Annotated in this window: 25 protein-coding genes; 23 read left to right on the top strand and 2 right to left on the bottom strand. The window is 61.9% G+C overall.

The features are described 5' to 3' along the window. Positions 1-7: 7 nt before the first annotated feature. A complete protein-coding gene (locus tag BPHYT_RS14465) occupies positions 8-1,012 on the top strand; it encodes a S49 family peptidase (RefSeq protein WP_012433894.1) in 1,005 nt (334 codons plus the stop codon). 92 nt (positions 1,013-1,104) lie between these two features. Here the strand turns inward: BPHYT_RS14465 and BPHYT_RS14460 are convergent, their stop codons facing one another. Both BPHYT_RS14460 and BPHYT_RS14455 read right to left on the bottom strand, forming a co-directional pair. After that, positions 1,105-1,824 carry an SAM-dependent methyltransferase gene (locus BPHYT_RS14460; RefSeq protein WP_012433893.1) on the bottom strand — a complete coding sequence of 240 codons (720 nt, stop codon included), beginning with the start codon at positions 1,822-1,824 and terminating at the stop codon, positions 1,105-1,107. Then, the gene (locus tag BPHYT_RS14455; protein WP_012433892.1) at positions 1,821-2,438 is read right to left on the bottom strand and encodes a Maf-like protein; all 618 of its coding nucleotides are present in this window, start codon (positions 2,436-2,438) and stop codon (positions 1,821-1,823) included. Before BPHYT_RS14455 ends, BPHYT_RS14460 begins: the two co-directional genes overlap by 4 nt. Positions 2,439-2,716: 278 nt before the next feature. Between BPHYT_RS14455 and BPHYT_RS14450 the strand changes: the two genes are divergently transcribed. From BPHYT_RS14450 to nagZ, 22 genes are all read left to right on the top strand, one after another. Then, positions 2,717-3,361, top strand: coding sequence for a DUF177 domain-containing protein (locus tag BPHYT_RS14450; protein WP_012433891.1), 645 nt, complete (start codon positions 2,717-2,719; stop codon positions 3,359-3,361). Between the two features lie 100 nt (positions 3,362-3,461). Beyond that, entirely contained in the window at positions 3,462-3,641 is a 180-nt protein-coding gene (gene rpmF, locus BPHYT_RS14445; protein WP_006051932.1) for a 50S ribosomal protein L32, read from the top strand. 184 nt (positions 3,642-3,825) lie between these two features. Further along, the gene (gene plsX, locus BPHYT_RS14440) at positions 3,826-4,932 is read left to right on the top strand and encodes a phosphate acyltransferase PlsX (RefSeq protein ID WP_012433890.1); all 1,107 of its coding nucleotides are present in this window, start codon (positions 3,826-3,828) and stop codon (positions 4,930-4,932) included. After that, entirely contained in the window at positions 4,932-5,921 is a 990-nt protein-coding gene (locus tag BPHYT_RS14435; protein ID WP_012433889.1) for a beta-ketoacyl-ACP synthase III, read from the top strand. The genes plsX and BPHYT_RS14435 overlap by 1 nt, the downstream gene beginning before the upstream one ends. A 111-nt stretch (positions 5,922-6,032) precedes the next feature. Further along, positions 6,033-6,968, top strand: a complete 936-nt coding sequence (gene fabD, locus BPHYT_RS14430) for an ACP S-malonyltransferase (RefSeq protein WP_012433888.1) — start codon at positions 6,033-6,035, stop codon at positions 6,966-6,968. A gap of 102 nt (positions 6,969-7,070) precedes the next feature. Then, positions 7,071-7,820, top strand: a complete 750-nt coding sequence (gene fabG, locus BPHYT_RS14425; protein ID WP_012433887.1) for a 3-oxoacyl-ACP reductase FabG — start codon at positions 7,071-7,073, stop codon at positions 7,818-7,820. 152 nt (positions 7,821-7,972) lie between these two features. Further along, positions 7,973-8,212 carry an acyl carrier protein gene (gene acpP / locus BPHYT_RS14420; RefSeq protein ID WP_004197638.1) on the top strand — a complete coding sequence of 80 codons (240 nt, stop codon included), beginning with the start codon at positions 7,973-7,975 and terminating at the stop codon, positions 8,210-8,212. Positions 8,213-8,444: 232 nt separating this feature from the next. Then, positions 8,445-9,683, top strand: coding sequence for a beta-ketoacyl-ACP synthase II (gene fabF / locus BPHYT_RS14415; protein WP_041758526.1), 1,239 nt, complete (start codon positions 8,445-8,447; stop codon positions 9,681-9,683). Between the two features lie 15 nt (positions 9,684-9,698). After that, positions 9,699-10,184, top strand: a complete 486-nt coding sequence (locus BPHYT_RS14410) for a hypothetical protein (RefSeq protein ID WP_012433885.1) — start codon at positions 9,699-9,701, stop codon at positions 10,182-10,184. Positions 10,185-10,285: 101 nt separating this feature from the next. Further along, entirely contained in the window at positions 10,286-10,885 is a 600-nt protein-coding gene (gene rpoE / locus BPHYT_RS14405) for an RNA polymerase sigma factor RpoE (RefSeq protein WP_006051939.1), read from the top strand. A gap of 83 nt (positions 10,886-10,968) precedes the next feature. Further along, positions 10,969-11,598 carry a sigma-E factor negative regulatory protein gene (locus tag BPHYT_RS14400; RefSeq protein WP_012433884.1) on the top strand — a complete coding sequence of 210 codons (630 nt, stop codon included), beginning with the start codon at positions 10,969-10,971 and terminating at the stop codon, positions 11,596-11,598. Between the two features lie 4 nt (positions 11,599-11,602). Then, positions 11,603-12,646 (top strand): MucB/RseB C-terminal domain-containing protein, encoded by a 1,044-nt coding sequence (locus tag BPHYT_RS14395; protein WP_012433883.1) that lies wholly within the window; start codon positions 11,603-11,605, stop codon positions 12,644-12,646. A 35-nt stretch (positions 12,647-12,681) separates the two neighbouring features. Beyond that, a complete protein-coding gene (locus BPHYT_RS14390; protein WP_012433882.1) occupies positions 12,682-14,199 on the top strand; it encodes a DegQ family serine endoprotease in 1,518 nt (505 codons plus the stop codon). Continuing rightward, a complete protein-coding gene (locus BPHYT_RS14385) occupies positions 14,196-14,459 on the top strand; it encodes a glutaredoxin family protein (protein ID WP_012433881.1) in 264 nt (87 codons plus the stop codon). Before BPHYT_RS14390 ends, BPHYT_RS14385 begins: the two co-directional genes overlap by 4 nt. Positions 14,460-14,663: 204 nt before the next feature. Then, positions 14,664-16,457, top strand: a complete 1,794-nt coding sequence (gene lepA / locus BPHYT_RS14380; RefSeq protein ID WP_012433880.1) for a translation elongation factor 4 — start codon at positions 14,664-14,666, stop codon at positions 16,455-16,457. Between the two features lie 18 nt (positions 16,458-16,475). After that, the gene (lepB, locus tag BPHYT_RS14375) at positions 16,476-17,369 is read left to right on the top strand and encodes a signal peptidase I (protein ID WP_012433879.1); all 894 of its coding nucleotides are present in this window, start codon (positions 16,476-16,478) and stop codon (positions 17,367-17,369) included. Between the two features lie 185 nt (positions 17,370-17,554). Then, entirely contained in the window at positions 17,555-18,811 is a 1,257-nt protein-coding gene (rnc, locus tag BPHYT_RS14370; RefSeq protein ID WP_012433878.1) for a ribonuclease III, read from the top strand. Between the two features lie 54 nt (positions 18,812-18,865). After that, positions 18,866-19,765, top strand: a complete 900-nt coding sequence (gene era / locus BPHYT_RS14365; protein WP_012433877.1) for a GTPase Era — start codon at positions 18,866-18,868, stop codon at positions 19,763-19,765. Beyond that, the gene (recO, locus tag BPHYT_RS14360) at positions 19,752-20,681 is read left to right on the top strand and encodes a DNA repair protein RecO (protein WP_012433876.1); all 930 of its coding nucleotides are present in this window, start codon (positions 19,752-19,754) and stop codon (positions 20,679-20,681) included. Before era ends, recO begins: the two co-directional genes overlap by 14 nt. Then, positions 20,678-21,442, top strand: a complete 765-nt coding sequence (gene pdxJ / locus BPHYT_RS14355; RefSeq protein ID WP_012433875.1) for a pyridoxine 5'-phosphate synthase — start codon at positions 20,678-20,680, stop codon at positions 21,440-21,442. Before recO ends, pdxJ begins: the two co-directional genes overlap by 4 nt. Positions 21,443-21,457: 15 nt before the next feature. After that, positions 21,458-21,880 carry a holo-ACP synthase gene (gene acpS, locus BPHYT_RS14350; protein ID WP_012433874.1) on the top strand — a complete coding sequence of 141 codons (423 nt, stop codon included), beginning with the start codon at positions 21,458-21,460 and terminating at the stop codon, positions 21,878-21,880. Between the two features lie 69 nt (positions 21,881-21,949). Continuing rightward, on the top strand, positions 21,950-22,978 hold the full coding sequence (gene nagZ, locus BPHYT_RS14345) for a beta-N-acetylhexosaminidase (protein ID WP_012433873.1): 1,029 nt from the start codon (positions 21,950-21,952) through the stop codon (positions 22,976-22,978). Positions 22,979-23,024: the final 46 nt, after the last annotated feature.

Below are 23,024 nucleotides of genomic sequence, written 5' to 3'. Positions count from 1 at the left end.
GCACCGCATGTCCGACAATTTGACTCCCGAGCCGAAGGAACCGTCTCTGAATGGTCGCCCCAGCAAGCCTGCCGATGAGCCGGGCTGGGAACGCGCCGCGCTCGAACGTATCGCGCTCGCGGCGATCAACGAGCAGCGCGCGGCGCGGCGCTGGAAGATTTTTTTCCGGTTTGTTTTTCTGGTGGTAGTGCTGCTGGCGATCTGGGCGGCTATTGACTTCTCCGGGGACAAGGTCGCCGCCACCGGCCGGCACACGGCTATGGTGACGTTAGACGGCGAGATATCCGCGGATACGAATGCGAACGCGGAAGATGTCAACACGGCGTTGCAAAGCGCGTTCGACGACGCGGGCACGGCAGGCGTGATCCTGCGCTGCAATAGTCCGGGTGGCAGTCCGGTACAAGCGGGGATCATTTACAACGAAATTCGTCGATTGCGCGCCAAATACCCGTCAATTCCGCTGTATGTGGTTGTGGGCGACATGTGCGCGTCCGGCGGATACTACGCGGCGGCGGCGGCTGACAAGATTTATGTCGATAAGGCGAGCATCGTGGGTTCGATCGGCGTGCTGATGGACAGCTTCGGATTCACCGGCCTGATGGATAAACTGGGGATTCAGCGGCGTTTGCATACATCTGGCGAGAACAAGGGTTTTTTCGATCCGTTCTCGCCGGAAACGCCGAAGATGGACGAACATGCTCAGGATATGCTCGATCAGATCCACGCCCAGTTCATCGACGCAGTGCGTCAGGGGCGCGGCAAGCGCCTGCACGAAACGCCAGACATGTTCTCCGGCCTCTTCTGGACTGGCCAAAAGAGCGTCGAACTTGGCCTCGCCGACGGTTTGGGCGACGCCGACTATGTGGCCCGCGACCTGTTCAAGGCCCCGGATATTGTTGATTACACGGTGAAAGAGAGCATTACGGACCGTGTTGCGCGCAAGTTCGGCGCGGCTGTCGGTAGCGGCGCGGTTCACGCCATGGCGCTTGGTGGGAAGATGAATTTGCGTTGAATTGCCGGTGACAATTCAGAAGCGCCGCCCGGTCGTCGTTTGATGATCGCGCGGCGCTTTCTATTAGTTTGACTGCTGGTTGTCGGACCCGATCAAACGGCCAGAATCAGAAATATAGCCGGCCGCTTGTGCAGATCGATCGGCGGCTTTTTCTTCCAGTCGGCCACGGTGCGGCTTGCGATAGTTTCCGTTTCCAGAGTCAAATCCACTGCCACACAAACGAGCGTGGAAGGTGCGCACGTCGCGAGCAGCGTATCCAGCAACGCGCGATTTCGATAGGGCGTCTCGATAAAGATCTGCGTTTGCTTGCCTTTGCGCGACTGCTGCTCCAGGTCTCGCAGACGCTTGGCCCGCTCTGTGGCATCGACCGGCAGGTAGCCGTGGAACGCAAAGCTTTGCCCGTTGAGCCCCGACGCCATCAAAGCCAGCAGGATCGAACTCGGGCCCACGAACGGCACGACTTTCACGCCGCGCTCATGCGCGCGGCGCACCAGCAGGGCGCCGGGGTCGGCGACCGCCGGACAGCCGGCTTCGGAAACAAGGCCCGCGTCCGTGCCGGCAAGAAGCGGCGCGAGCAGCTTGTCGATCTCGCCGGGCGGTGTATTCACATTCAGTTCGCGAATCTCGATTTCCTGGATCGGCCGTTCCGTGCCGACTTTCTTTAGGAAAGCGCGCGTGGTTTTCGCGTTTTCGCCGATGTAATAGTGAAGCGACGCCGCACGCGCGCGCACCGGGGCGGGCAGGACGGCGTCGAGCGCCTCGGTGTCGCCTTCGCCCAGCGTGTTCGGAATCAGATAGAGCGTGCCGCTCATTGAGCCTCCAATAGTGGATAACCCACTGCGAGCAGCATGCGCGACAGTGCGATCAACGGCAGGCCGACAAGCGCGGTCGGGTCGTCGGAATGGATGGCCTCGAGCAAGGCGATGCCGAGCCCCTCGGATTTGGCGCTACCCGCGACGTCGTACGGCGTTTCGGCCAGCAGATAGGCCTCCAGCGTGGCATCCGGCAGATTGCGGAAATGCACGCGGGTGATTACGTCGACGGCTTGGACGTTTCCCGAGCGACTGTCGAACAGACATAGCGCACTATGAAACAGCACTTCGCGGCCGCGCATCGCTCGCAATTGGGCAAGCGCCTTGTCGTGCGTGCCTGGCTTGCCGATCTGCAGACCGTCGTAGGTGGCGACCTGGTCGGAGCCGATCACGAGCGCCGCTTCACCGGCGCCGAGTCCGCCGGCTACCGCGCGAGCTTTGGCTTGCGCGAGCCGCAGCGCGGTGACTTCGGGTATTTCGCCGACGAGCGGCGTTTCGTCGATTGCGGGCACGACGACATCGAACGGCACGCGCAGACGTTCGAGCAGTTCGCGACGATAAGGCGAACTCGACGCCAGAATCAGGCGTGGCGGGCGATTCGGAGAATCTGACATGGGTAAGCGACGGCTAGGGAGGCGGGGCGTACGGGGTTGCGCGAAGCTCGCGCGCGTACGGGCTTAAGTGTTTGACTCGAAAAGACAAAACGGATATGATTTCGGGCTTTTCATCGGTATGCTTGCGCTAGGCGAGTCTCGGTGCGTGTCAATGGCAGTGATCAAGGGCTGTGTCACTGCCGGTAAACACAAGACACAAGAGTCTCACGGGCTGTCTCGCAAATCGGTTATACCTCGCGGTTATATCCGGCGAAATCTTTGCCGACGCAGGAGCGCACATGACTCAACATCCTGGCAACCCTGCAGGTCTGTCCGACCCGCATGATATCGATCTGTTCGAATTCGCGCGGAGTGGGCGTCAGGCCGCGGGTGTCGTGCGCGTCTCGCAACTGCCGCGCATGTTAAACGAAGTTCCGGCAGAAGCGCCAGACCGCGATGCCGCGTTCACCTGGCAAGCCGAAGGGACGACGCAGCCGGAATTGCAGGACGACGGCACCGAGGGTCCCCAACCTTATTTGAGGATGGCGATTCACGGCGCCGCCTGGCTCGAATGTCAGCGGTGCATGACACCGTACTTGCAGGCATTCAACGTCGATGCAACTTACCGGATCGTCAACACTGAGGCGGAAGCCGAAGAGTTTCCGCTCGACGAGGATGAAGTCGAAGTGATCGTGGGTTCGAACCATTTCGATCTCATCGACTTGATCGAAGAAGAGTTGCTGCTTTCCTTGCCGCTCGTGCCGAAGCACGAGGTCTGTCCCGAAGTGCACGAGAGCCTTGTCTCGGGCGTGGCCGGTACTGAAGGCGAGGGTGACGAGGGCGCACTGGACGAAGCGGGTGAGGGCGGCGAGCCCGAACGGCCTAATCCGTTTGCGGCGCTCCAGAGTCTCAAGCGCGGTGAGCCGGGCGACAAGAAGCATTGAACAGTTGCAGGGAGCACGATGCGGGCGCGTTGGCCATTCGGCCAGTGGCGGAGACCGGATCGGGCTGTGTTAGAATTCGGAAAATTTTTAGGAGTTAGTCATGGCAGTTCAACAAAATAAGAAGTCGCCGTCGAAGCGCGGCATGCACCGTTCGCACGATTTCCTGACGGCAGCGCCGCTGGCCGTGGAACCGAGCACGGGCGAAGTGCATCTGCGTCACCACGTTAGCCCGAACGGCTACTATCGCGGTAAGAAAGTCGTCAAGACGAAGAACGATTAATCGTTCCACTGCGCGTTTCACTGCGTGTCGCCCTGTGGCGTTTCGCGTGGCGATCGGCTCGCTTGACATTTTCCCGGCTCGGCAAAAAGGCGGCATTCACTTGCCGCTTTTTTGTGTCGATCGCAGTTGGCGCCTCCGCGCTTACTATGATTCCATGCAGGGCGTCTGAAATTCGTCGCACTCCATGACAGTAAAGCTCACGATAGATTGCATGGGAGGCGACCACGGCCCGTCCGTGACCGTTCCCGCTGCCGTCAACTTCGTTCGATCGCATCCCGATGCTGAGTTGCTGCTCGTCGGCATCGAAAGCGCGATTCGTGCGCAGCTGAAAAAGTTGAAGGCTCAGGACCTGCCGGCGCTGACCGTCGTACCCGCTTCCGAGATCGTCGCCATGGACGATCCGGTCGAAGTCGCGCTGCGCAAGAAAAAAGATTCTTCCATGCGCGTGGCGCTAAACCGCGTCAAGGAAGGCGAGGCGCAAGCCTGCGTTTCCGCGGGCAACACCGGCGCGCTGATGGCGGTCTCGCGCTATGTGCTGAAGACGCTGTCGGGCATCGAACGCCCGGCCATCGCGTCGGCACTGCCCAATCCCAATGGCTACACGATGATGCTCGACCTGGGCGCCAACGTCGACTGCGAGCCGCAGCATCTGCTGCAGTTCGCGGAGATGGGGCATGCGCTCGTGTCCGCGCTCGAGGGCAAGGATCGGCCTACCATCGGGCTGCTCAACATCGGCGAAGAAGTCATCAAGGGCAACGACACCATCAAACGTGCCGGCGAACTGCTGCGCGCGAGTACACTTAACTTTCACGGTAACGTTGAAGGCAACGATATCTTCAAGGGCACGGTCGACGTCATCGTCTGCGACGGTTTTGTCGGCAATGTCGCGCTGAAGACGTCGGAAGGCCTCGCGCAGATGCTGTCCAACATCATCAAGGAAGAGTTCGGCCGTTCCTGGCTCACCAAGGTGATGGCGGTGCTGGCTTTGCCGGTATTGATGCGCTTCAAGAAACGCGTCGATCATCGGCAATACAATGGCGCCGCGTTGCTCGGCCTGCGCGGGCTGGTGATCAAAAGCCACGGTTCGGCGGATGCTTACGGGTTTGAGTGGGCTATCAAACGCGGGTATGATGCCGTCAAAAACGGCGTGCTGGAACGCCTTGCGCGAGCGATGGAAGAGAACGCGGGTTCTCTTGAACAGGCGGCGCGCGACGCGAGCGGTGCGGGTCAAGCAAGCCCCATCGCAGGCCAGCCAGCCGAGCCCTACGCTGCGCAATCCTCGAAGGCATAATGGCTCAATCGACAATTTATTCCCGCGTGCTGGGCACCGGCAGCTATCTGCCGCCCAACCGCGTCACCAATCAGGATCTGGCCGAGCGTCTTGGCAAGCAAGGTGTCGAGACCAGCGACGAATGGATCGTGGCCCGCACGGGCATTCATGCGCGCCATTTCGCGGACCCTGATGTCACGACCAGCGATCTCGCGCTCATCGCTTCGCAACGCGCGATCGAAGCCGCGGATATCGACCCGCAGTCCATCGACCTGATCATCGTCGCCACGTCCACGCCTGACTTCGTGTTTCCGAGCACGGCGTGCCTGCTGCAGAATAAGCTCGGCATCAAGAACCACGGCGCGGCATTCGACGTGCAGGCCGTCTGTTCCGGTTTTGCCTACGCGGTGGCCACAGCGGACAGTTTCATCCGCAGCGGCCAGCATCGCACGGCGCTCGTGATCGGGGCGGAAACCTTCTCGCGCATTCTCGACTTCAACGACCGCACTACCTGCGTGCTGTTCGGCGACGGCGCGGGCGCTGTGATCCTGCAGGCCTCCGAACAACCGGGCGTGCTGGCCAGCGCATTGCACGCCGACGGCAGTCATTCGAACATTCTCTGCACGCCGGGCAACGTGAACGGCGGCGTGGTAGCGGGCAGCGCGTTCCTGCACATGGACGGCCAGGCCGTGTTCAAGCTCGCCGTCAATGTGCTCGAAAAGGTCGCGGTCGAAGCGCTCGAGAAGGCCAATCTGTCGGCTGAGCAGATCGACTGGCTGATTCCGCATCAGGCGAATATCCGCATCATGCAAAGCACCTGCCGCAAGCTCGGTTTACCGCAGGAACGCATGGTCGTCACGGTGGGCGAGCACGGCAACACGTCGGCTGCGTCCATTCCGCTCGCATTCGACGTCGCAGTGCGCGACGGCCGCATCAAGCGCGGCCAGAACGTGCTGATCGAAGGTGTCGGCGGCGGCTTCACGTGGGGCGCGTCGGTTATCCGCTACTGATAGCGGCGACGTTATGGCGAGCGCTCTTCACGGCGCTTGGCTACGCTTGAGCGCGCTCGCCATGAACTGGGCGCGCCACCCACATCTGACTAAATCGATTTTGGGGACGATATGAAATTTGCGTTCGTTTTTCCTGGGCAAGGTTCGCAGTCGGTCGGCATGCTCAACGCATTCGCCGATCACGCTGTCGTGCGTGAGACGGTTCAGGAAGCCTCCGATGCGCTCAATCAGGATCTCGGCAAGCTGATCGCCGAAGGCCCCGTCGAAGATCTGAACCTCACCACCAACACCCAACCGGTCATGCTGACCGCCGCTTACGCCATGTATCGCGCGTGGCTGCAGGCTGGCGGCCCGAAGCCGGCGATCGTTGCGGGCCATAGCCTCGGTGAGTACACGGCGCTGGTCGCGGCGGGCGCGATCGCGTTTCGCGACGCTGTGCCGCTCGTGCGTTTTCGCGCGCAAGCCATGCAGACGGCGGTGCCGGTCGGTGAAGGCGGCATGGCCGCGATTCTCGGTCTCGACGACGATGCAGTGCGCGCGGTGTGCGCCGAAGCGTCGGTCGCGGGCGTCGTCGAAGCGGTGAATTTTAATGCCCCGGCGCAGGTCGTGATCGCAGGAAACAAGGCTGCGGTTGAAAAGGCCTGCGAAGTCGCGAAAGCGAAGGGTGCCAAGCGCGCGTTGCCGCTGCCGGTCTCGGCACCGTTCCACTCGTCGCTGCTCAAGCCGGCGTCCGACCAGTTGCGTGAGTATCTGGCGAGCGTCGAGGTGCAGGTGCCGGCGATTCCGGTCATCAACAACGTCGACGTCGCCGTGGTCAACGAGCCGGTCAAGATCAAGGACGCGCTGGTGCGCCAGGCGGCCGGTGCGGTGCGCTGGGTCGAAAGCGTTCAGGCCATGTCGGCTCAAGGCGTCACTCACGTGATCGAATGCGGTCCGGGCAAGGTCCTTGCGGGCCTGACCAAACGTATCGACGGCAACCTGATTGGCGCTTCGATCTTCGATCCGGCTTCACTCGAAGAAACGCTCAAGCTGGTAACGGCAGGCTGAACGCATAGTCTCATGAGCGCCTGGCAGCAGGCGCTGCAAGAGCAGCATCAGACGCAAGCATCAAGAATCAATCAGCCCTCCGAAGGGCATCCGGACTGACAGATGGAAAAGACTCTCGACAAGCAGATCGCAATCGTCACCGGCGCTTCGCGCGGCATCGGCCGCGCGATCGCCATGGAACTGGCGCGCCAGGGCGCGACGGTGATCGGCACGGCGACTAGCGAAAGCGGCGCGGCCGCCATCAGCGAAGCGTTTAACGCAGCCGGCGTGAACGGTCGCGGTGCGGTACTCAACGTCAACGACGCGGCTGCGGCAGAAGCGCTGATCGACGGCACGGTGAAGGAATTCGGCGCGCTGCACGTGCTGGTGAACAACGCCGGCATCACGCAGGATCAACTCGCCATGCGCATGAAGGACGACGATTGGGACGCGGTGGTCGATACCAACCTCAAGTCGGTATTTCGCCTGTCGCGCGCCGTGCTGCGTCCCATGATGAAGGCGAAGGGCGGCCGCATCATCAACATCACGTCGGTGGTCGGCTCGGCCGGCAACCCTGGGCAGATCAATTACGCCGCCGCGAAAGCGGGCGTGGCGGGCATGACGCGCGCGCTCGCGCGCGAGATCGGCAGCCGCAACATCACGGTGAATTGCGTGGCGCCGGGCTTCATCGATACCGACATGACCAAAACCCTGCCGGAAGAGCAGCAAACGGCGCTGAAGACACAGATTCCGCTGGGCCGCCTCGGCAGCCCGGAAGATATCGCGCACGCCGTGGCGTTTCTGGCGTCGCCGCAAGCCGGCTATATCACCGGCACGACGCTGCATGTGAACGGCGGGATGTACATGTCGTAACCAAATTCGGTTACTATCCGCGCCTTGATGCGTTTGTAAATGCATAAAGGCGCATGCCTTGACAGCAACCCGATGCGCCGCTTTTTTGCCGGGTCAAACCTGATAAAATGCGCGCACCTGTATTTTTGAACTTCTTTTCCCTTGGAGGGGTAATGGACAATATCGAACAGCGCGTCAAGAAGATCGTCGCAGAACAACTGGGCGTTGCAGAAGCTGAGATCAAGAACGAAGCTTCGTTTGTGAACGACCTCGGCGCCGACTCGCTCGACACCGTTGAACTCGTGATGGCCCTCGAAGACGAATTCGGCATGGAAATTCCGGATGAAGAAGCCGAGAAGATCACCACCGTTCAGCAAGCGATCGACTACGCTCGCGCGAACGTCAAGGCCTAAGGTCATTCGCGCCCGCGTTTCTGCGTTGGCGGCGTATGACGCCCTGCCGTGTCGGTTGTCGACGCCAGCAGGGTTGGTGCTTTTTGCCGCGCGTTTTGCCAAGCAGGAGCCAGCCATGTCGACAGCGCAGAGTTTCGCGCGATTGCCGAGTTAAACAGCCACAGGGCACACAGGGGAGGTTCCTGTGGCCGCTGTGGCTTTTGCTTTTGTCATCTATGAAAAAGGGGTTACCGTGAGCCGCCGTCGTGTTGTTGTTACAGGCCTGGGGCTGATTTCGCCTGTTGGCAATAATGTTGCCGACGGCTGGGCCAATCTGGTCGCCGGCAAGTCGGGTATTGCCAATATCACGAAGTTCGATGCGTCGAACTTTTCGACTCGTTTCGCCGGCGAGGTGAAGGGCTTCAATATCGAGGACTACATCCCCGGTAAGGAAGCGCGCCACATGGATACGTTCATCCATTACGGCGTGGCTGCAGGCATCCAGGCGATGCAGGACAGCGGTCTCGAAGTCACCGACGAGAATTCGGAGCGTATCGGCGTGGTGGTCGGTTCGGGCATCGGCGGTTTGCCGATGATCGAAGTGACGCAAACCGAGCTGCTCAATCGCGGCCCGCGCCGTATTTCGCCGTTCTTCGTGCCGGCGTCGATCATCAACATGATCTCCGGCCATCTGTCCATCAAGTTCGGCATCAAGGGTCCGAATCTGGCGATCGTCACCGCCTGTACCACCGGCCTGCACTGTATCGGCGAGGCATCGCGCCTGATCGAATACGGCGACGCCGACGTGATGATCGCGGGCGGCGCGGAATCGACCGTGTCGCCGCTGGGTATCGGCGGCTTTGCGGCGGCACGTGCGCTGTCGCAACGCAATGACGATCCGGCAACCGCGAGCCGTCCGTGGGACAAGGACCGCGACGGTTTCGTGCTGGGCGAAGGTGCCGGCGTGATGGTGCTGGAAGAGTACGAACACGCGAAGGCTCGCGGCGCGAAGATTTACGCCGAAGTCAGCGGTTATGGGATGAGCGGCGACGCCTATCACATGACCGCGCCGCTGGAAGACGGCGACGGCGCTCGCCGCTGCATGCTGGCCGCGTTGAAGAACGCGGGCATCAACGCGGATCAGGTGAATTACCTGAACGCGCACGGCACGTCCACGCCGCTCGGCGACCTGGCTGAAACCACTGGCATCAAGCGCGCTTTCGGCGACCATGCCAAAGACATGGTCGTGAACTCGACCAAGTCGATGACGGGTCACCTGCTGGGCGGCGCAGGCGGTCTGGAGTCGGTGTTCACCGTGCTGGCCGTGCATCATCAGGTGTCGCCGCCGACCATCAACATCTTCAACCAGGATCCGGCCTGCGACCTGGACTACTGCGCTAACACCGCGCGGGAGATGAAGATCGACGTCGCGCTGAAGAACTCGTTCGGGTTCGGTGGCACGAACGGCACGCTGGTCTTCAAGCGCGCCTGAAACGCCTGATAGTTGGTGACGCGCCAGTCGACGGCGCCGGCTGCGCCGGCGCTTTCCCCCGAATCGGCCGAGCCCGACGGAGCGTCGCAGCGGATTTTGCTGCGACGCTCCGTCGCGATCTGGGCTGCGTTAGGGATTTTCGTTCTGACGGCGACATTGGCCGTCTATGCTTGCCTCGCATTGCATCTGGGCGCGTGGCAGGCTATTCCATTCACGCTCGCCGTGTGGGCGTGGCTTGCGCTTTGCTCGCTCCGGTATGAGCGCGCGCAACCTGTCGCGTTGAAAATCGGGCCGGACGGATTGTCTGTCTGGAACCGGACCGGCGCGCTGCTGGCGCAAGGCCGCATTGTCGGTTGTTCGCAATGGAGCGGCCGTCTGCTGATGCTGGCGCTGATGCCGGAGCAGGGCCGCTCATGCACCCTGCTACTTGCCGCCGACGCACTCCCGGCGCCCATCTTCCGGGAACTGGCCGTGCTGGGCCGGCGTGGCGCCGGCGCCTGACTGTAAAGACTGTAACCGCTGTTACCGGCGTAACGTACCCGGATGATGGGGACGCTACAATGGTGCCCCGCCATGCGCCCCATAGTTAACGGATTTATCAGGTGAGCGAAAAAGAAATTGATCAGGTGCTGGTCGAGCGCGTTCAGAAGGGCGACAAGGCCGCGTTCGAGCTACTGGTCTCCAAATACCACCGCAAGATTCTCCGGCTGATCTCGCGCCTCGTGCGGGACCCCGCCGAGGTAGAAGACGTCGCGCAGGACGCCTTTATCAAGGCGTACCGGGCGTTGCCGCAGTTTCGCGGGGAATCGGCCTTTTATACGTGGTTGTACCGGATTGCCGTCAACACAGCAAAGAACTACCTTGCGACCCAAGGGCGGCGCGCGCCGACCTCGACCGAAGCAGATGCTGAAGAAGCTGAAACTTTCTCGGACGCGGACCAACTAAGGGATATCAACACGCCTGAGTCGATGTTGATGAGCAAGCAGATCGCTGAGACGGTCAATGCTGCGATGGCGGTTTTACCGGAAGAGTTGCGCACCGCCATTACTCTTCGTGAAATTGAAGGTTTGAGCTACGAGGAAATCGCTGAGATGATGGGTTGCCCGATTGGCACAGTCAGATCACGAATTTTCCGCGCTCGCGAAGCCATTGCGGCAAAATTGCGTCCGTTGCTTGACACACCTGAAGGCAAGCGCTGGTAAACCACCAGCCGGTCGGACGGGACGCGGGTGCAATATCTGGATTAGTGGTGTCACTACGGGGTATTTGTAAGATGGGGAGCATCATGGGGTCGGTCTCGATGCAATCGCAAGCCAGCTCGCGCGGCGAGCGTCTGTCCGCTTTTGTCGACGGTGAGCTGTTCGGCGAAGAGCATCTGAATCTGGACACGTTTATTTCCGGGCTGAATGGCGAGGATCGCGCCGCCTGGTCGAGCTATCACCTGATCGGCGACGCATTGCGTTCTGACGATCTGGCGGTTAGCCCGGCGGCGAGCAGCGCGTTTCTGAGCGGTTTTGCCGCGCGCCTCGACAACGAGCCGCACGTGCTGGCGCCCGCCGCCATGCCGGTTGCGCGTCGCTTGCTGGCGCTGCGCCGCCGCGTCGTGCCGGCGTTTGCCGTCGCGGCGGCAGCCGCCACGCTGACGTGGATCGTCGTGCCGCAACTGCAAGGTGTGCCGGGCGGTCCGGGCGCGGCGCAGCTGGCATCGGTTCAACATGGCGACGCACTGCAACGCGTGGCCATGGCGCCTGCGCCGACAGCTGCGGTCCAGCCGGTCGCGCAAGACGCCAACATCATTCGCGACGCCAGTCTCGACCAGTATCTGGAAGCTCATCAGCAATTCGCGCAACAACCGGTCATGCCGGGTTCGATGCCGCTGATTCGCGCTGCCGCTGTTTCTACGCAAGGCCAATAGTTTGATGCAGACTCCGCGGTTGAATAAAACGACTATCTGGGGGCGGCTGCCAGCATTTCTGTTCTGCGCAGCCGTATTGTTGTCCGCTACACCGCGGGTCTTTGCACAAACCGACGATCCGATCGTTGCCCGTCGCACGGCTGCGGATTTGCTGGATCGCATCCATCAGGCCGCGCAACAGCAGAACTACGAGGGCGCATTCGTCTATCAGCGCGGCAATTTCGTTCAAACGTCGCGGATCGCGCACTACGCGACCCGCTCGGACGGCGAATTCGAGCAGCTCGAAAGCCTCGACGGCAAGCCGCGCAAAATGCTGCGTCATAACGACGAGCTCTACACGTTCGTGCCGGAGCGGCATTTGTGCGTCGTCGAAAAACGTCAGAACAAAGACTCGTTCCCTGCGCTGCTGGCCGTGAGCGGCGAGCAGGTGCTGTCGGTTTACGAGCCTAAGCTGCTCGGCGACGACCGCGTCGCGGGCGTCGACAGCCAGGTGATCGAACTGGATCCGAAAGACGCCTATCGCTTTGCCTACAAGCTGTGGGCCGACAAGAAAACCGGCCTCCTGCTGCGCGCCCAGACGCTCGATACGAGTGGTCAGGTGCTCGAGCAACTTTCGTTTTCCCAGATTCGCATCGGCGTGCCGGTCGACAAAACCGGCATCGTCAACGGTATTCGTAATACGGCGGGTTGGACCGTGGTGCGTCCGCCGGTTGAGCCGGTCGACATGGCCGCGCAAGGCTGGCAGATCACGCCGACAGTGCCGGGCTTCCGCAAGATTCGTGAACTGCGCCGTCCCATGGCCGCGCGCGATCCGGGCCAGCCGACCATTCCGGTGGACCAGGCGGTTTTCTCCGACGGCCTCGCGGCCATTTCGGTGTTCGTCGAACCGGTTGAAAACAACACGCGCAAGGAAGGCGCGGGAAGCAGCGGCGCCACGCATGTGCTCGTCAAGCGTCGCGGCGACTTCTGGATTACTCTGCTTGGTGAAGTGCCCCAGACCACATTGCAGCAATTTGCGTCTGCCATAGAATACAAAGCTCCGAAGTAATCCTCCGAATCCTGAATCCCTCGGCTTGCTACGATATGACGACTTTCTCGGTGCGCAAATTCCTCGCGGCCGCGGTGGTAGCGGCTTGTTTGCCGCTCGTGCCGCATACGGCTTCGGCGGCATCGGCCGCCAATCTGCCCGATTTCACTGATCTGGTTGACAAGGTCGGCCCGGCGGTCGTCAACATTCGCACGACTACACGCGTGTCGAACAGCGGAACTCGCGGCGGTTTGCCGCCGGGCATGGACGACGGCGACATGTCGGAGTTTTTCCGGCGCTTCTTCGGCATTCCGTTGCCGCAGTCGCCGCAATCTCCTGGCGCGCCCGGTTCGCCACGTGGCGGCGACAACGGCGGCAGTGGCGGCAGTCAGGACTTGCCGGATAACAGCGATGCCGAGCAGAACAGCGGCGTCGGTTCCGGTTTCATTCTGTCGGCGGACGGCTACGTGATGACCAACGCGCACGTCATCGACGACGCGGACACCATTTACGTCACGCTCACCGACAAGCGCGAATTCAAAGCGAAGCTGATCGGCGTGGACGATCGGACCGACGTTGCCGTCGTGAAAATCAGCGCCGCCAATCTGCCGACCATCACGATCGGCGACTCGAATAAGGTGCGCGTGGGCGAATGGGTCGTGGCGATCGGCTCGCCGTTCGGTCTCGAGAACACGGTGACGGCCGGCATCGTCAGCGCCAAGGGGCGCGATACGGGCGACTACCTGCCGTTTATCCAGACCGACGTGGCTGTCAATCCGGGCAATTCGGGCGGTCCGCTGATCAATATGCAGGGCGAGGTGATCGGCATCAACTCGCAGATCTACAGTCGCACGGGCGGTTTCATGGGCATCTCGTTCGCGATTCCGATCGACGAGGCCATGCGTGTGGCCGATCAATTGAAGGCGTCGGGTAAGGTCGTGCGCGGCCGGATCGCGGTAGCGATCGGCGAAGTGACCAAAGACGTGGCCGACTCGCTTGGCCTGCCGAAGGCGCAGGGAGCGCTGGTTAGCAGCGTCGAACCGGGCGGCCCGGCGGATAAGGCCGGCGTGCAACCGGGCGACATCATCCTTAAGTTCAATGGCCATTCGGTCGATACGGCAACGGATCTGCCGCGCATGGTTGGCGACACCAAGCCGGGCACCAAGTCGACGATTACGATCTGGCGCAAAGGCCAGACGCGCGATCTGCCGGTGACGATCGCCGAAATGCAGCCGGATAAATCGGCCAAGGCGGATCAGAAGAAACCGCAGCCGCCGAAGCAGCGCGCCACCAACGCGCTGGGTGTGGCCGTCAGCGATATTCCTGCTGACCAACTGAAGGCGCTGAAACTGCGCAACGGCGTGCAGATCGACGCCGCGGACGGTCCCGCAGCGCGCGTCGGCTTGCAAAAGGGCGACATTATCCTGCGGGTAGGCGATACGGATATCACCAGCGCGAAGCAGTTCGACGAGGTGAGTTCGCACCTCGATCCGCAGAAGATGGTCGCGCTGCTGGTTCGCCGCGGCGAGAATACGCAGTTCGTGCCGGTCCGGCCACGCAGCGTGCAGAAATGACGAAGGCGGCGCCGCTCACGCTCTACGGGCGCGCGTGGTGCCACCTGTGCGACGACCTGCATGCCGCGCTCGAGCCTTTGCTGGCCGAATTCGGCGCGCAGGTCGAGGTGATCGACGTCGACACCGATCCCGTGCTGGAAGCCCGTTATAACGAACTGGTGCCGGTTCTGGTCTGCGACGGCGTCGAGTTGTGTCACTATCACCTCGACGAAGCGCGGGTTCGTGCCGCGCTCGCCGCACGGGTTGCGGCTAGGCTCTGAGCTTGCTCAAGAGCTCGAACGTAGCGCCGACGCCGCGCCGTTCACACCGAGTCTCACGCCTCTCCTGAGCCGTCTTTTCCGCCCGAGCTTCGCAAGATGCGCCGGGCGATAGCCTTTTCGGCTAAAATAGATAGGTTTTTCACCTACTTACAAGGCGTGCTCCGCTATTGTCCGAGCGCGCCTTTTTTGCTTGATCGGCACTGAATGGATCATATTCGTAACTTCTCGATCATTGCGCACATCGACCATGGCAAGTCGACGCTCGCCGATCGCATCATCCAGATTTGCGGCGGCCTGTCCGACCGCGAGATGGAATCTCAAGTGCTCGATTCGATGGATCTCGAACGCGAGCGCGGCATCACCATCAAGGCACAAACCGCCGCACTGACGTACAAAGCCCGTAACGGTGAGGTGTACAACCTGAACATGATCGACACGCCGGGCCACGTCGACTTCTCGTACGAAGTCAGCCGCTCGCTGTCCGCATGTGAAGGCGCGTTGCTGGTCGTGGACGCGAGCCAGGGCGTGGAAGCGCAAACCGTCGCCAACTGCTATACGGCGATCGAGCTCGGCGTCGACGTGATTCCGGTGCTCAACAAGATCGATCTGCCGGCGGCGAACCCTGAAAACGCGATTGCCGAAATCGAAGACGTGATCGGCATCGACGCGACCGACGCCACGCATTGCAGCGCGAAAACCGGTCTCGGCGTCGAAGACGTGCTCGAAGCGCTGGTCGCCAAAGTGCCGCCGCCCAAGGGCGATCCGGAAGCGCCGCTGCAGGCGCTGATCATCGACTCGTGGTTCGACAACTACGTCGGCGTCGTGATGCTGGTGCGTATCGTCAACGGTACGCTGCGTCCCAAGGACAAGATCCGCATGATGGCGACCGGCGCGCAGTATCCGGTCGAGCATGTCGGCGTGTTCACGCCCAAGTCGAAGAATCTGGAATCGCTGTCGGCCGGGCAGGTGGGTTTCATCATCGCCGGCATCAAGGAACTGGCTGCCGCGAAAGTGGGCGACACCGTGACGCTGGTGAACCGTCCGGCGCCCGAGCCGCTGCCCGGTTTCAAGGAAGTGAAGCCGCAGGTGTTCGCCGGTCTCTATCCGGTCGAAGCAAACCAGTACGACGCGCTGCGCGATTCGCTCGAAAAGCTGAAGCTGAACGACGCCTCGCTGATGTACGAGCCGGAAGTGTCGCAGGCGCTCGGTTTCGGTTTCCGTTGCGGCTTCCTCGGTCTGTTGCACATGGAGATCGTGCAGGAACGGCTGGAGCGCGAGTTCGACATGGATCTGATCACCACGGCGCCGACCGTGGTGTACGAAGTCCTGCAGCGCGACGGCACGACCATCATGGTCGAGAATCCGGCCAAGATGCCGGAGCCGTCGAAGATCGAAGAAGTGCGCGAGCCGATCGTCACCGTGAACCTGTACATGCCGCAAGACTATGTCGGCTCGGTGATCACGCTGTGCACGCAAAAGCGCGGCACGCAGATCAACATGCAGTATCACGGCCGTCAGGTGCAACTGACCTACGAAATTCCGATGGGCGAAGTCGTACTCGATTTCTTCGATCGTCTGAAGTCGATTTCGCGCGGCTATGCGTCGATGGATTACGAGTTCAAGGAATACCGCGCGGCAGACGTCGTGAAGGTCGACATGCTGATCAACGGCGACAAGGTCGACGCGCTGTCGGTCATCGTGCACCGTTCGCAAAGCCAGTATCGCGGCCGCGAAGTGGCGGCGAAAATGCGTGAACTGATTCCGCGTCAAATGTACGACGTCGCGATTCAGGCCACCATCGGCGCGAACATTATTGCGCGCGAGAACATTAAAGCATTGCGTAAGAACGTGCTGGCAAAATGCTACGGCGGCGATATCTCGCGTAAGAAGAAGCTGCTGGAAAAGCAAAAGGCAGGCAAGAAGCGAATGAAGCAGGTGGGATCGGTCGAGATTCCGCAAGAGGCTTTCCTCGCGATTTTGCGTGTCGAAGACAAATAAGACGAACAACGGAACCCTATGAATTTTGCGCTGATTCTTTTTGTGCTCGTCATTTTGACGGGCGTCGCATGGGTCGCAGACAAACTGGTTTTCATGCCGCAACGGCGCCGCGCGGCGGAAGCCGTGGTCGCCGAGTTCGACCGCCAGCAGGCACGCATCGGCGAGCGTTTCGCCGATGAAAACGCCGCGCAAACGCGCGCGCGTCTGCGTGACGACAAGCTGCGCCAGCCGTGGTGGCTCGAGTATTCGGCGAGTTTTTTCCCGGTGATTCTGGTGGTGTTCGTGGTGCGCTCGTTCGTGGTCGAGCCGTTCAAGATTCCGTCGGGTTCGATGGTGCCGACGCTGCTGGTGGGCGACTTCATCCTCGTCAATAAATTCGATTACGGCATCCGTCTGCCGATCACCAACACGAAAATCACCGAAGGCCGTCCGCTCCAACGCGGCGACGTGGTGGTGTTCCGTTATCCGAAAGACGAATCGGTCGACTACATCAAGCGCGTGATCGGCTTGCCGGGCGACACCGTCGCGTATCAGGACAAGCAACTCACGATCAACGGCAAGCCTGTACCGGAAACGCCGCTGCCCGATTATCTCGACGACGAACGCATGGGTTACGCGAAACAGTTCGAAGAAGATCTCGACGGCCGCAAGAACGCGATCCTAAACAATCCCGCCGTGCCGCCGTTTATCGTCGGCGCCGAAGATTATCCGTATCGCGACAACTGCACGTACAACGCACGCGGCGTGATCTGCAAGGTGCCGCCGGGCAACTACTTCATGATGGGTGACAACCGCGATAACAGCGCGGACAGCCGTTACTGGGGTTTCGCACCCGACAAGAATGTCGTCGGCCGCGCGTTTTTTATCTGGATGAACTTCAGCAATCTGAAGCGCATCGGCTCATTCAACTGAGTTCGTTTGCGTTGATTGCACGACACGCCGCGTGCCTCGCTCGCAGTTGGCCTTCACCAGGCCGCATGAGCCGCGGCGTGTTCTCACGCTACTTTAAGATCCCGCGGTAACGTCGCTTCACCACGCTTTTTCCGCTGGCCGCCCCGCGTTTTCGCCGGGTCTGGCGCCCGCGTTATACTCTGCCCATGCCCCTATCTCCGTTGGAAAGCCGTCTGCGCTACGAATTTCGCAATGCGGAATTGTTGCGCCAGGCTTTAACGCACCGCAGTCACAGTTCCACGCATAACGAACGGCTCGAGTTTCTTGGCGACTCCGTTCTAAATTGCGCGGTGGCCGCGCTTTTGTTCCAACGTTTCGGCAAATTGGACGAAGGCGACCTGTCGCGCGTCCGCGCCAACCTGGTCAAGCAGCAGTCGCTCTACGAGATTGCTCAGGCCCTGAATATTTCCGAAGGTTTGCGGCTGGGCGAAGGCGAGTTGCGCAGCGGCGGCTTCCGCCGGCCCTCCATTCTCGCTGACACGCTCGAAGCAGTGCTGGGCGCCGTGTTCCTCGACGGTGGCTTCGACGCCGCCCAAACAGTCATCAAGCGCCTTTACGTACCAATTCTGGATCACATCGATCCGCGCACGCTCGGCAAGGATGCCAAGACGCTGCTGCAGGAGTATTTGCAAGGTCACAAGATCGCGCTGCCCACGTATACGGTCGTCGCAACGCATGGTGCGGCGCACAATCAGCAATTCGAAGTCGAGTGCACGGTGCCGAAGCTGGACGTGAAAGTGTCCGGTTCCGGCGCGAGCCGTCGCGCGGCGGAGCAGGCAGCGGCCAAGAAAGCACTCGACGAAGTCATGGCCGCGGCGCCCGCTGTCGTCGCCAAGCCCAAGCGCTCGAAAGGCGCTCGCGCGGCGAAGCATGCCGAGTTGGAGATCGTGCCCGGTGTGACGGGCGTGCAAGCGGCGCTGGATTTGCGCAGTCCGGATCGCAAGAGCGAGCGCGGAGCGGGGCGTGGCGAATCGCGCGCGGCCGCGGAGCCCGCAACCGAACGCCCGGCGTTGACCGCGACAGCCGCGCCGTTGGCAGTGATTCGGGCCGCGCATGTGGAGTACAGCGGACCGGACAAAACCGAGCGCGCCGAGAAAGCAGAGAAGACGGCCGCTCACGCGGGCGACAAGTCCGCTGACAAAGTCGCAGCGGAAAAAGCCGCCGAAAAGCTCGACACCAAGGCCGCGGATGCGAAACCCGCCGAGGCCAAACCCGCTGAATCCAAACCGGAAGCGAAGCCAGAAACCGTCGCAGTCCGCAGCGTCGACAAACACCGCAGCCGCGAGGCCACGCCTGGTCCCGCCGTGCCCGTGCCCGTGCCGAGCGCGGCGGCGGCACCCACCGAACACGAACCCGGCGTAGCCGACGCGGTGCAAACGCGCGTCGCCGACGCGGGCCATTGATTGCCATCGGCGCGCCATTCCCGCGCGTCGATCCGAACTTGCCGTAGCCCGAATATGAACACTCCCACTCCCACTGGTTTTCGCTGCGGCATGGTCGCGATCGTCGGCCGCCCCAACGTCGGCAAATCCACGCTGATGAATGCGCTGGTCGGCCAGAAAGTCAGTATCACGTCGCGCAAGGCGCAGACCACGCGCCATCGCATCACGGGCATTCATACGCTCGACGACGCGCAATACATTTTTGTCGACACGCCGGGTTTTCAGACCAAGCACAGCGGCGCACTGAACCGTTCGCTCAATCGCGCGGTCACGTCCACGCTGACTTCGGTCGACGCGATCCTGTTCGTGATCGAAGCCGGCCGTTTCGGCCCGGACGATCAGAAGGTGCTCGACCTGATTCCGCCGTCGGTGCCCACGCTGCTGATCGCTAACAAGCTCGATCGCGTGTCGGATAAGGATTCGCTGTTTCCGTTCATGCAGCAGGTGAGCGCGCTGCACAAGTTCGCTGAGATCGTGCCGCTGTCGGCGAAAAATCTGGACGACATCAAACGTTTGATGGCGACCGTCAAGCCGTTCCTGCCGGAAGGCGCGCCGATCTACGGCGAAGACGACCTGACCGATCGCAGCGAGCGCTTCCTCGCCGCGGAAATCCTGCGCGAGAAAGTGTTCCGCTGGACCGGCGACGAGTTGCCGTACACGAGCACCGTGCTGATCGACAAGTTCGAAACCGAAGGGCGTCTGCGCCGCATTTTCGCGACCATCATGGTCGAACGCGACACGCATAAGGCGATGATCATCGGGCAGAAGGGTGCCAAGCTGAAACAGATCAGCACCGAAGCGCGCCTCGATATGGAAAAGCTGTTCGACGGTCCGGTGTATCTGGAAACCTTCATCAAGGTCAAGAGCGGCTGGGCCGACAACGAAGCCGGACTTCGTGCGTATGGGTACGAATGACGCGTGGATGACGCTGAATTCCGACACCGACCCGGACGATTCGGAGCCGGCCGCGCCGGCACGCGATTTGTCCAAACCCGCGTCCAAACCGGCGCGTAGCACCAGAAAATCTTCATCGGCCAAAAGTGCTCAAGGCGCCGAAGGCGCCGAAGGCGAGCCACGGAAAACGCCCACTCGCCGCGCGCCGCGCATCTCCGCGTCCGACTACCGGATCGCGGAGCAACCCGCGTTCGTTCTCCATAGCTATCCGTATCGCGAGACCAGTCTGATCATCGACGTGCTGTCGCGCGATCACGGCCGTCTCGCGCTCGTCGCGAAGGGCGCGAAGCGTCCGCACTCCGCGCTGCGCGGCGTGCTGCAGACGTTCCAGCCGCTTGCGCTCTCGTGGTCGGGCAAATCCGAAGTGCGCACGCTGACCGGCGCCGAATGGGTCGGCGGCATGTTGCCGCTGGCCGGCGACGCGCTGTTGTGCGGCTTCTACGTCAACGAACTGCTGGTCAAGTTCTGCGCGCGCGAAGACCCGCATCCGCAACTGTTCCATCACTACGTCGTCACGATGACGCGTCTCGCGCACGACGAGCCGCCCGTGCAGGTGCTGCGTTCGTTCGAGCGCGTGCTGCTGCGCGAAACCGGTTACGCGATGGCGCTGGATCGCACGGTCGCGCGCAAAGCGGTGCTGGCCGATGGCCGCTACGTGTTCGATCCGGAGCGCGGCGTGCGCGAAGCCTCCGACGATCTGCCCGCGCTTTGGCCGGTGATCGCGGGTCAAACCTTGCTCGACATGGAGCAGGACGATTACCATCGAGCGCAGACGGTGGCGCAAAGCAAAACGCTGATGCGCTTTCTGCTCAACACTTACCTTGGCGGCACGCCGCTCGCGACGCGCCAGATCCTGATCGACTTGCAGAACTTATGAGCTTCTTTCTTACGTCGCCGAATGTGATTGACCTGGGCGTGAACATCGATCACGTCGCCACGCTGCGCAACGCGCGCGGCACGTCCTATCCCGATCCGATCCGCGCCGCGCTGATGGCCGAAGAGGCCGGCGCGGACGTCATCACGCTGCATCTGCGTGAAGACCGCCGGCATATCGTCGACGCCGACGTGCGCAAGCTGCGCCCGCTTCTGCAAACGCGCATGAATCTCGAGTGCGCGGTCACGCAGGAGATGCTCGACATCGCCAGCGAAGTGCAGCCTCACGACGTGTGCCTCGTGCCGGAAAAACGTCAGGAGCTGACGACGGAAGGTGGACTCGACGTCGCCGGCCAGTTCGAAGCCGTACGCGCCGCGTGCAAGCAACTCGCGGACGCGAACTCGCGCGTGTCGCTCTTCATCGATCCGGACGAAACGCAGATTCGCGCCGCGCACGAAGCCGGCGCGCCGGTGATCGAACTGCACACCGGACGTTACGCCGAAGCCCACGATCCCGCCGAACAGCAGCGCGAATTCGAGCGCGTGGTGCGCGCCGTCGAATTCGGCAGGACGCTCGGCATCAAGGTCAATGCGGGCCACGGCCTGCACTATACGAACGTCCAGCAGATCGCAGCGATCGAGGGCATCGACGAACTGAATATCGGCCACGCGATCGTCGCGCACGCGATCTTCGCCGGCTGGGACAACGCGGTGCGTGAGATGAAGGCGATCATGGTCGCCGCGCGTCTCGGCGCGCGTTCGTAACGCGGCGGCTCGCGTATGGCGATCTACGGCATCGGCACGGACATCGTTCAGGTCAGCCGCGTGGCCGCGGTCATGACGCGCACCAACGGCCGCTTCGCCGAGAAGGTGCTCGGTCCCGACGAACTGCGCGTCTATCACGCGCGCCACGCGCGTTCGGCGGCGCGCGGTCTCGCGTTTCTCGCCACGCGCTTCTCGGCGAAAGAAGCATTTTCGAAAGCGATCGGCCTCGGCATGCACTGGCCGATGACCTGGCGCGCGCTGCAAACGCTCAACAAACCGAGCGGCGAGCCGATGGTGGTCGCGTCCGGTGAACTGGCCGAGTGGCTCGACGCGCGCGGCATCACGGCGCGCGTGACGATCAGCGACGAGCGCGACTACGCGGTGTCGTTCGTGATCGCGGAAACGGCGCAAGCGGGCGCGGCCGACATCGCCGAATAAAAATACCTTGAACGCGGCGAAGGTCTGCCGCGTCTCTTCTTGCTCCAGGCTTTTTTCCAGCGGAAATCGATGAAAACCATTCCCGGACCGGTGATGCTCGACGTGGTCGGCAAAACGCTGAACCACGACGACAAGCGCCGCCTCGCCCATCCCATGACCGGCGGCGTGATCCTGTTCGCGCGCCACTACGAGAGCCGCGCGCAACTGATCGCGCTGACCGATTCGATCCGCGACATTCGCGACGATCTGCTGATCGCCGTCGATCACGAAGGCGGCCGCGTGCAACGCTTTCGCACCGACGGCTTCACGGTGCTGCCCGCAATGGGCAAGCTCGGCGCGTTGTGGGACAGCGACGTGCTGCACGCCACCAAAGTGACGACGGCCGTCGGCTATATCCTCGCGACGGAACTGCGCGCATGCGGCATCGACATGAGCTTTACGCCGGTGCTCGATCTGAACTACGGACAATCGCAGGTAATCGGCGACCGCTCGTTCCACCGCGATCCGCGCGTGGTGGCGTTGCTCGCCAAGAGCCTGAACCATGGACTCGCCTTGGCCGGCATGAGCAATTGCGGCAAGCATTTCCCGGGACACGGCTTCGCCCACGCGGATTCGCATGTCGCCATGCCGGTCGACGACCGTTCGCTCGAGGAGATTTTGCGCGACGACGTGGCGCCGTACGACTGGCTCGGCCTGTCGCTCGGGTCGGTGATTCCGGCGCATGTGATCTATCCGCAGGTCGACTCGAAGCCGGCGGGTTTCTCGCGTGTCTGGCTGCAGGACATTCTTCGCAACAAGCTGCGCTTTGAAGGCGCGATTTTCAGCGACGATCTGTCGATGGAAGCTGCGCGCCAGGGCGGCACGCTGACCGAAGGCGCGAGCGCCGCGCTGCAGGCCGGCTGCGACATGGTGCTGATCTGCAATCAGCCGGACGAAGCGGAGAAGGTGCTGGATGCGCTGCGCTTCACGCCGTCGAAGGAATCGCAACGGCGCTTGCAACGCATGCGGCCGCGCGGCAAAGCGTTGAAGTGGAGCAAGCTGGTCGCCGATCCGCAATATCTGCAAGCGCAGGCGCTGTTGCGTAGCGCGTTTGCATAGGCAGCCCGAACACCCGGCAAGCATCGCAAAAAAACGGCGCCTTCAA

Origin of the sequence: Paraburkholderia phytofirmans PsJN (genome assembly GCF_000020125.1) — a bacterium.
In the GTDB taxonomy this organism is placed as follows: domain Bacteria; phylum Pseudomonadota; class Gammaproteobacteria; order Burkholderiales; family Burkholderiaceae; genus Paraburkholderia; species Paraburkholderia phytofirmans.
Note: the sequence above shows the minus strand (reverse complement) of the source record. Positions and strands in the feature narration are given on the sequence as shown.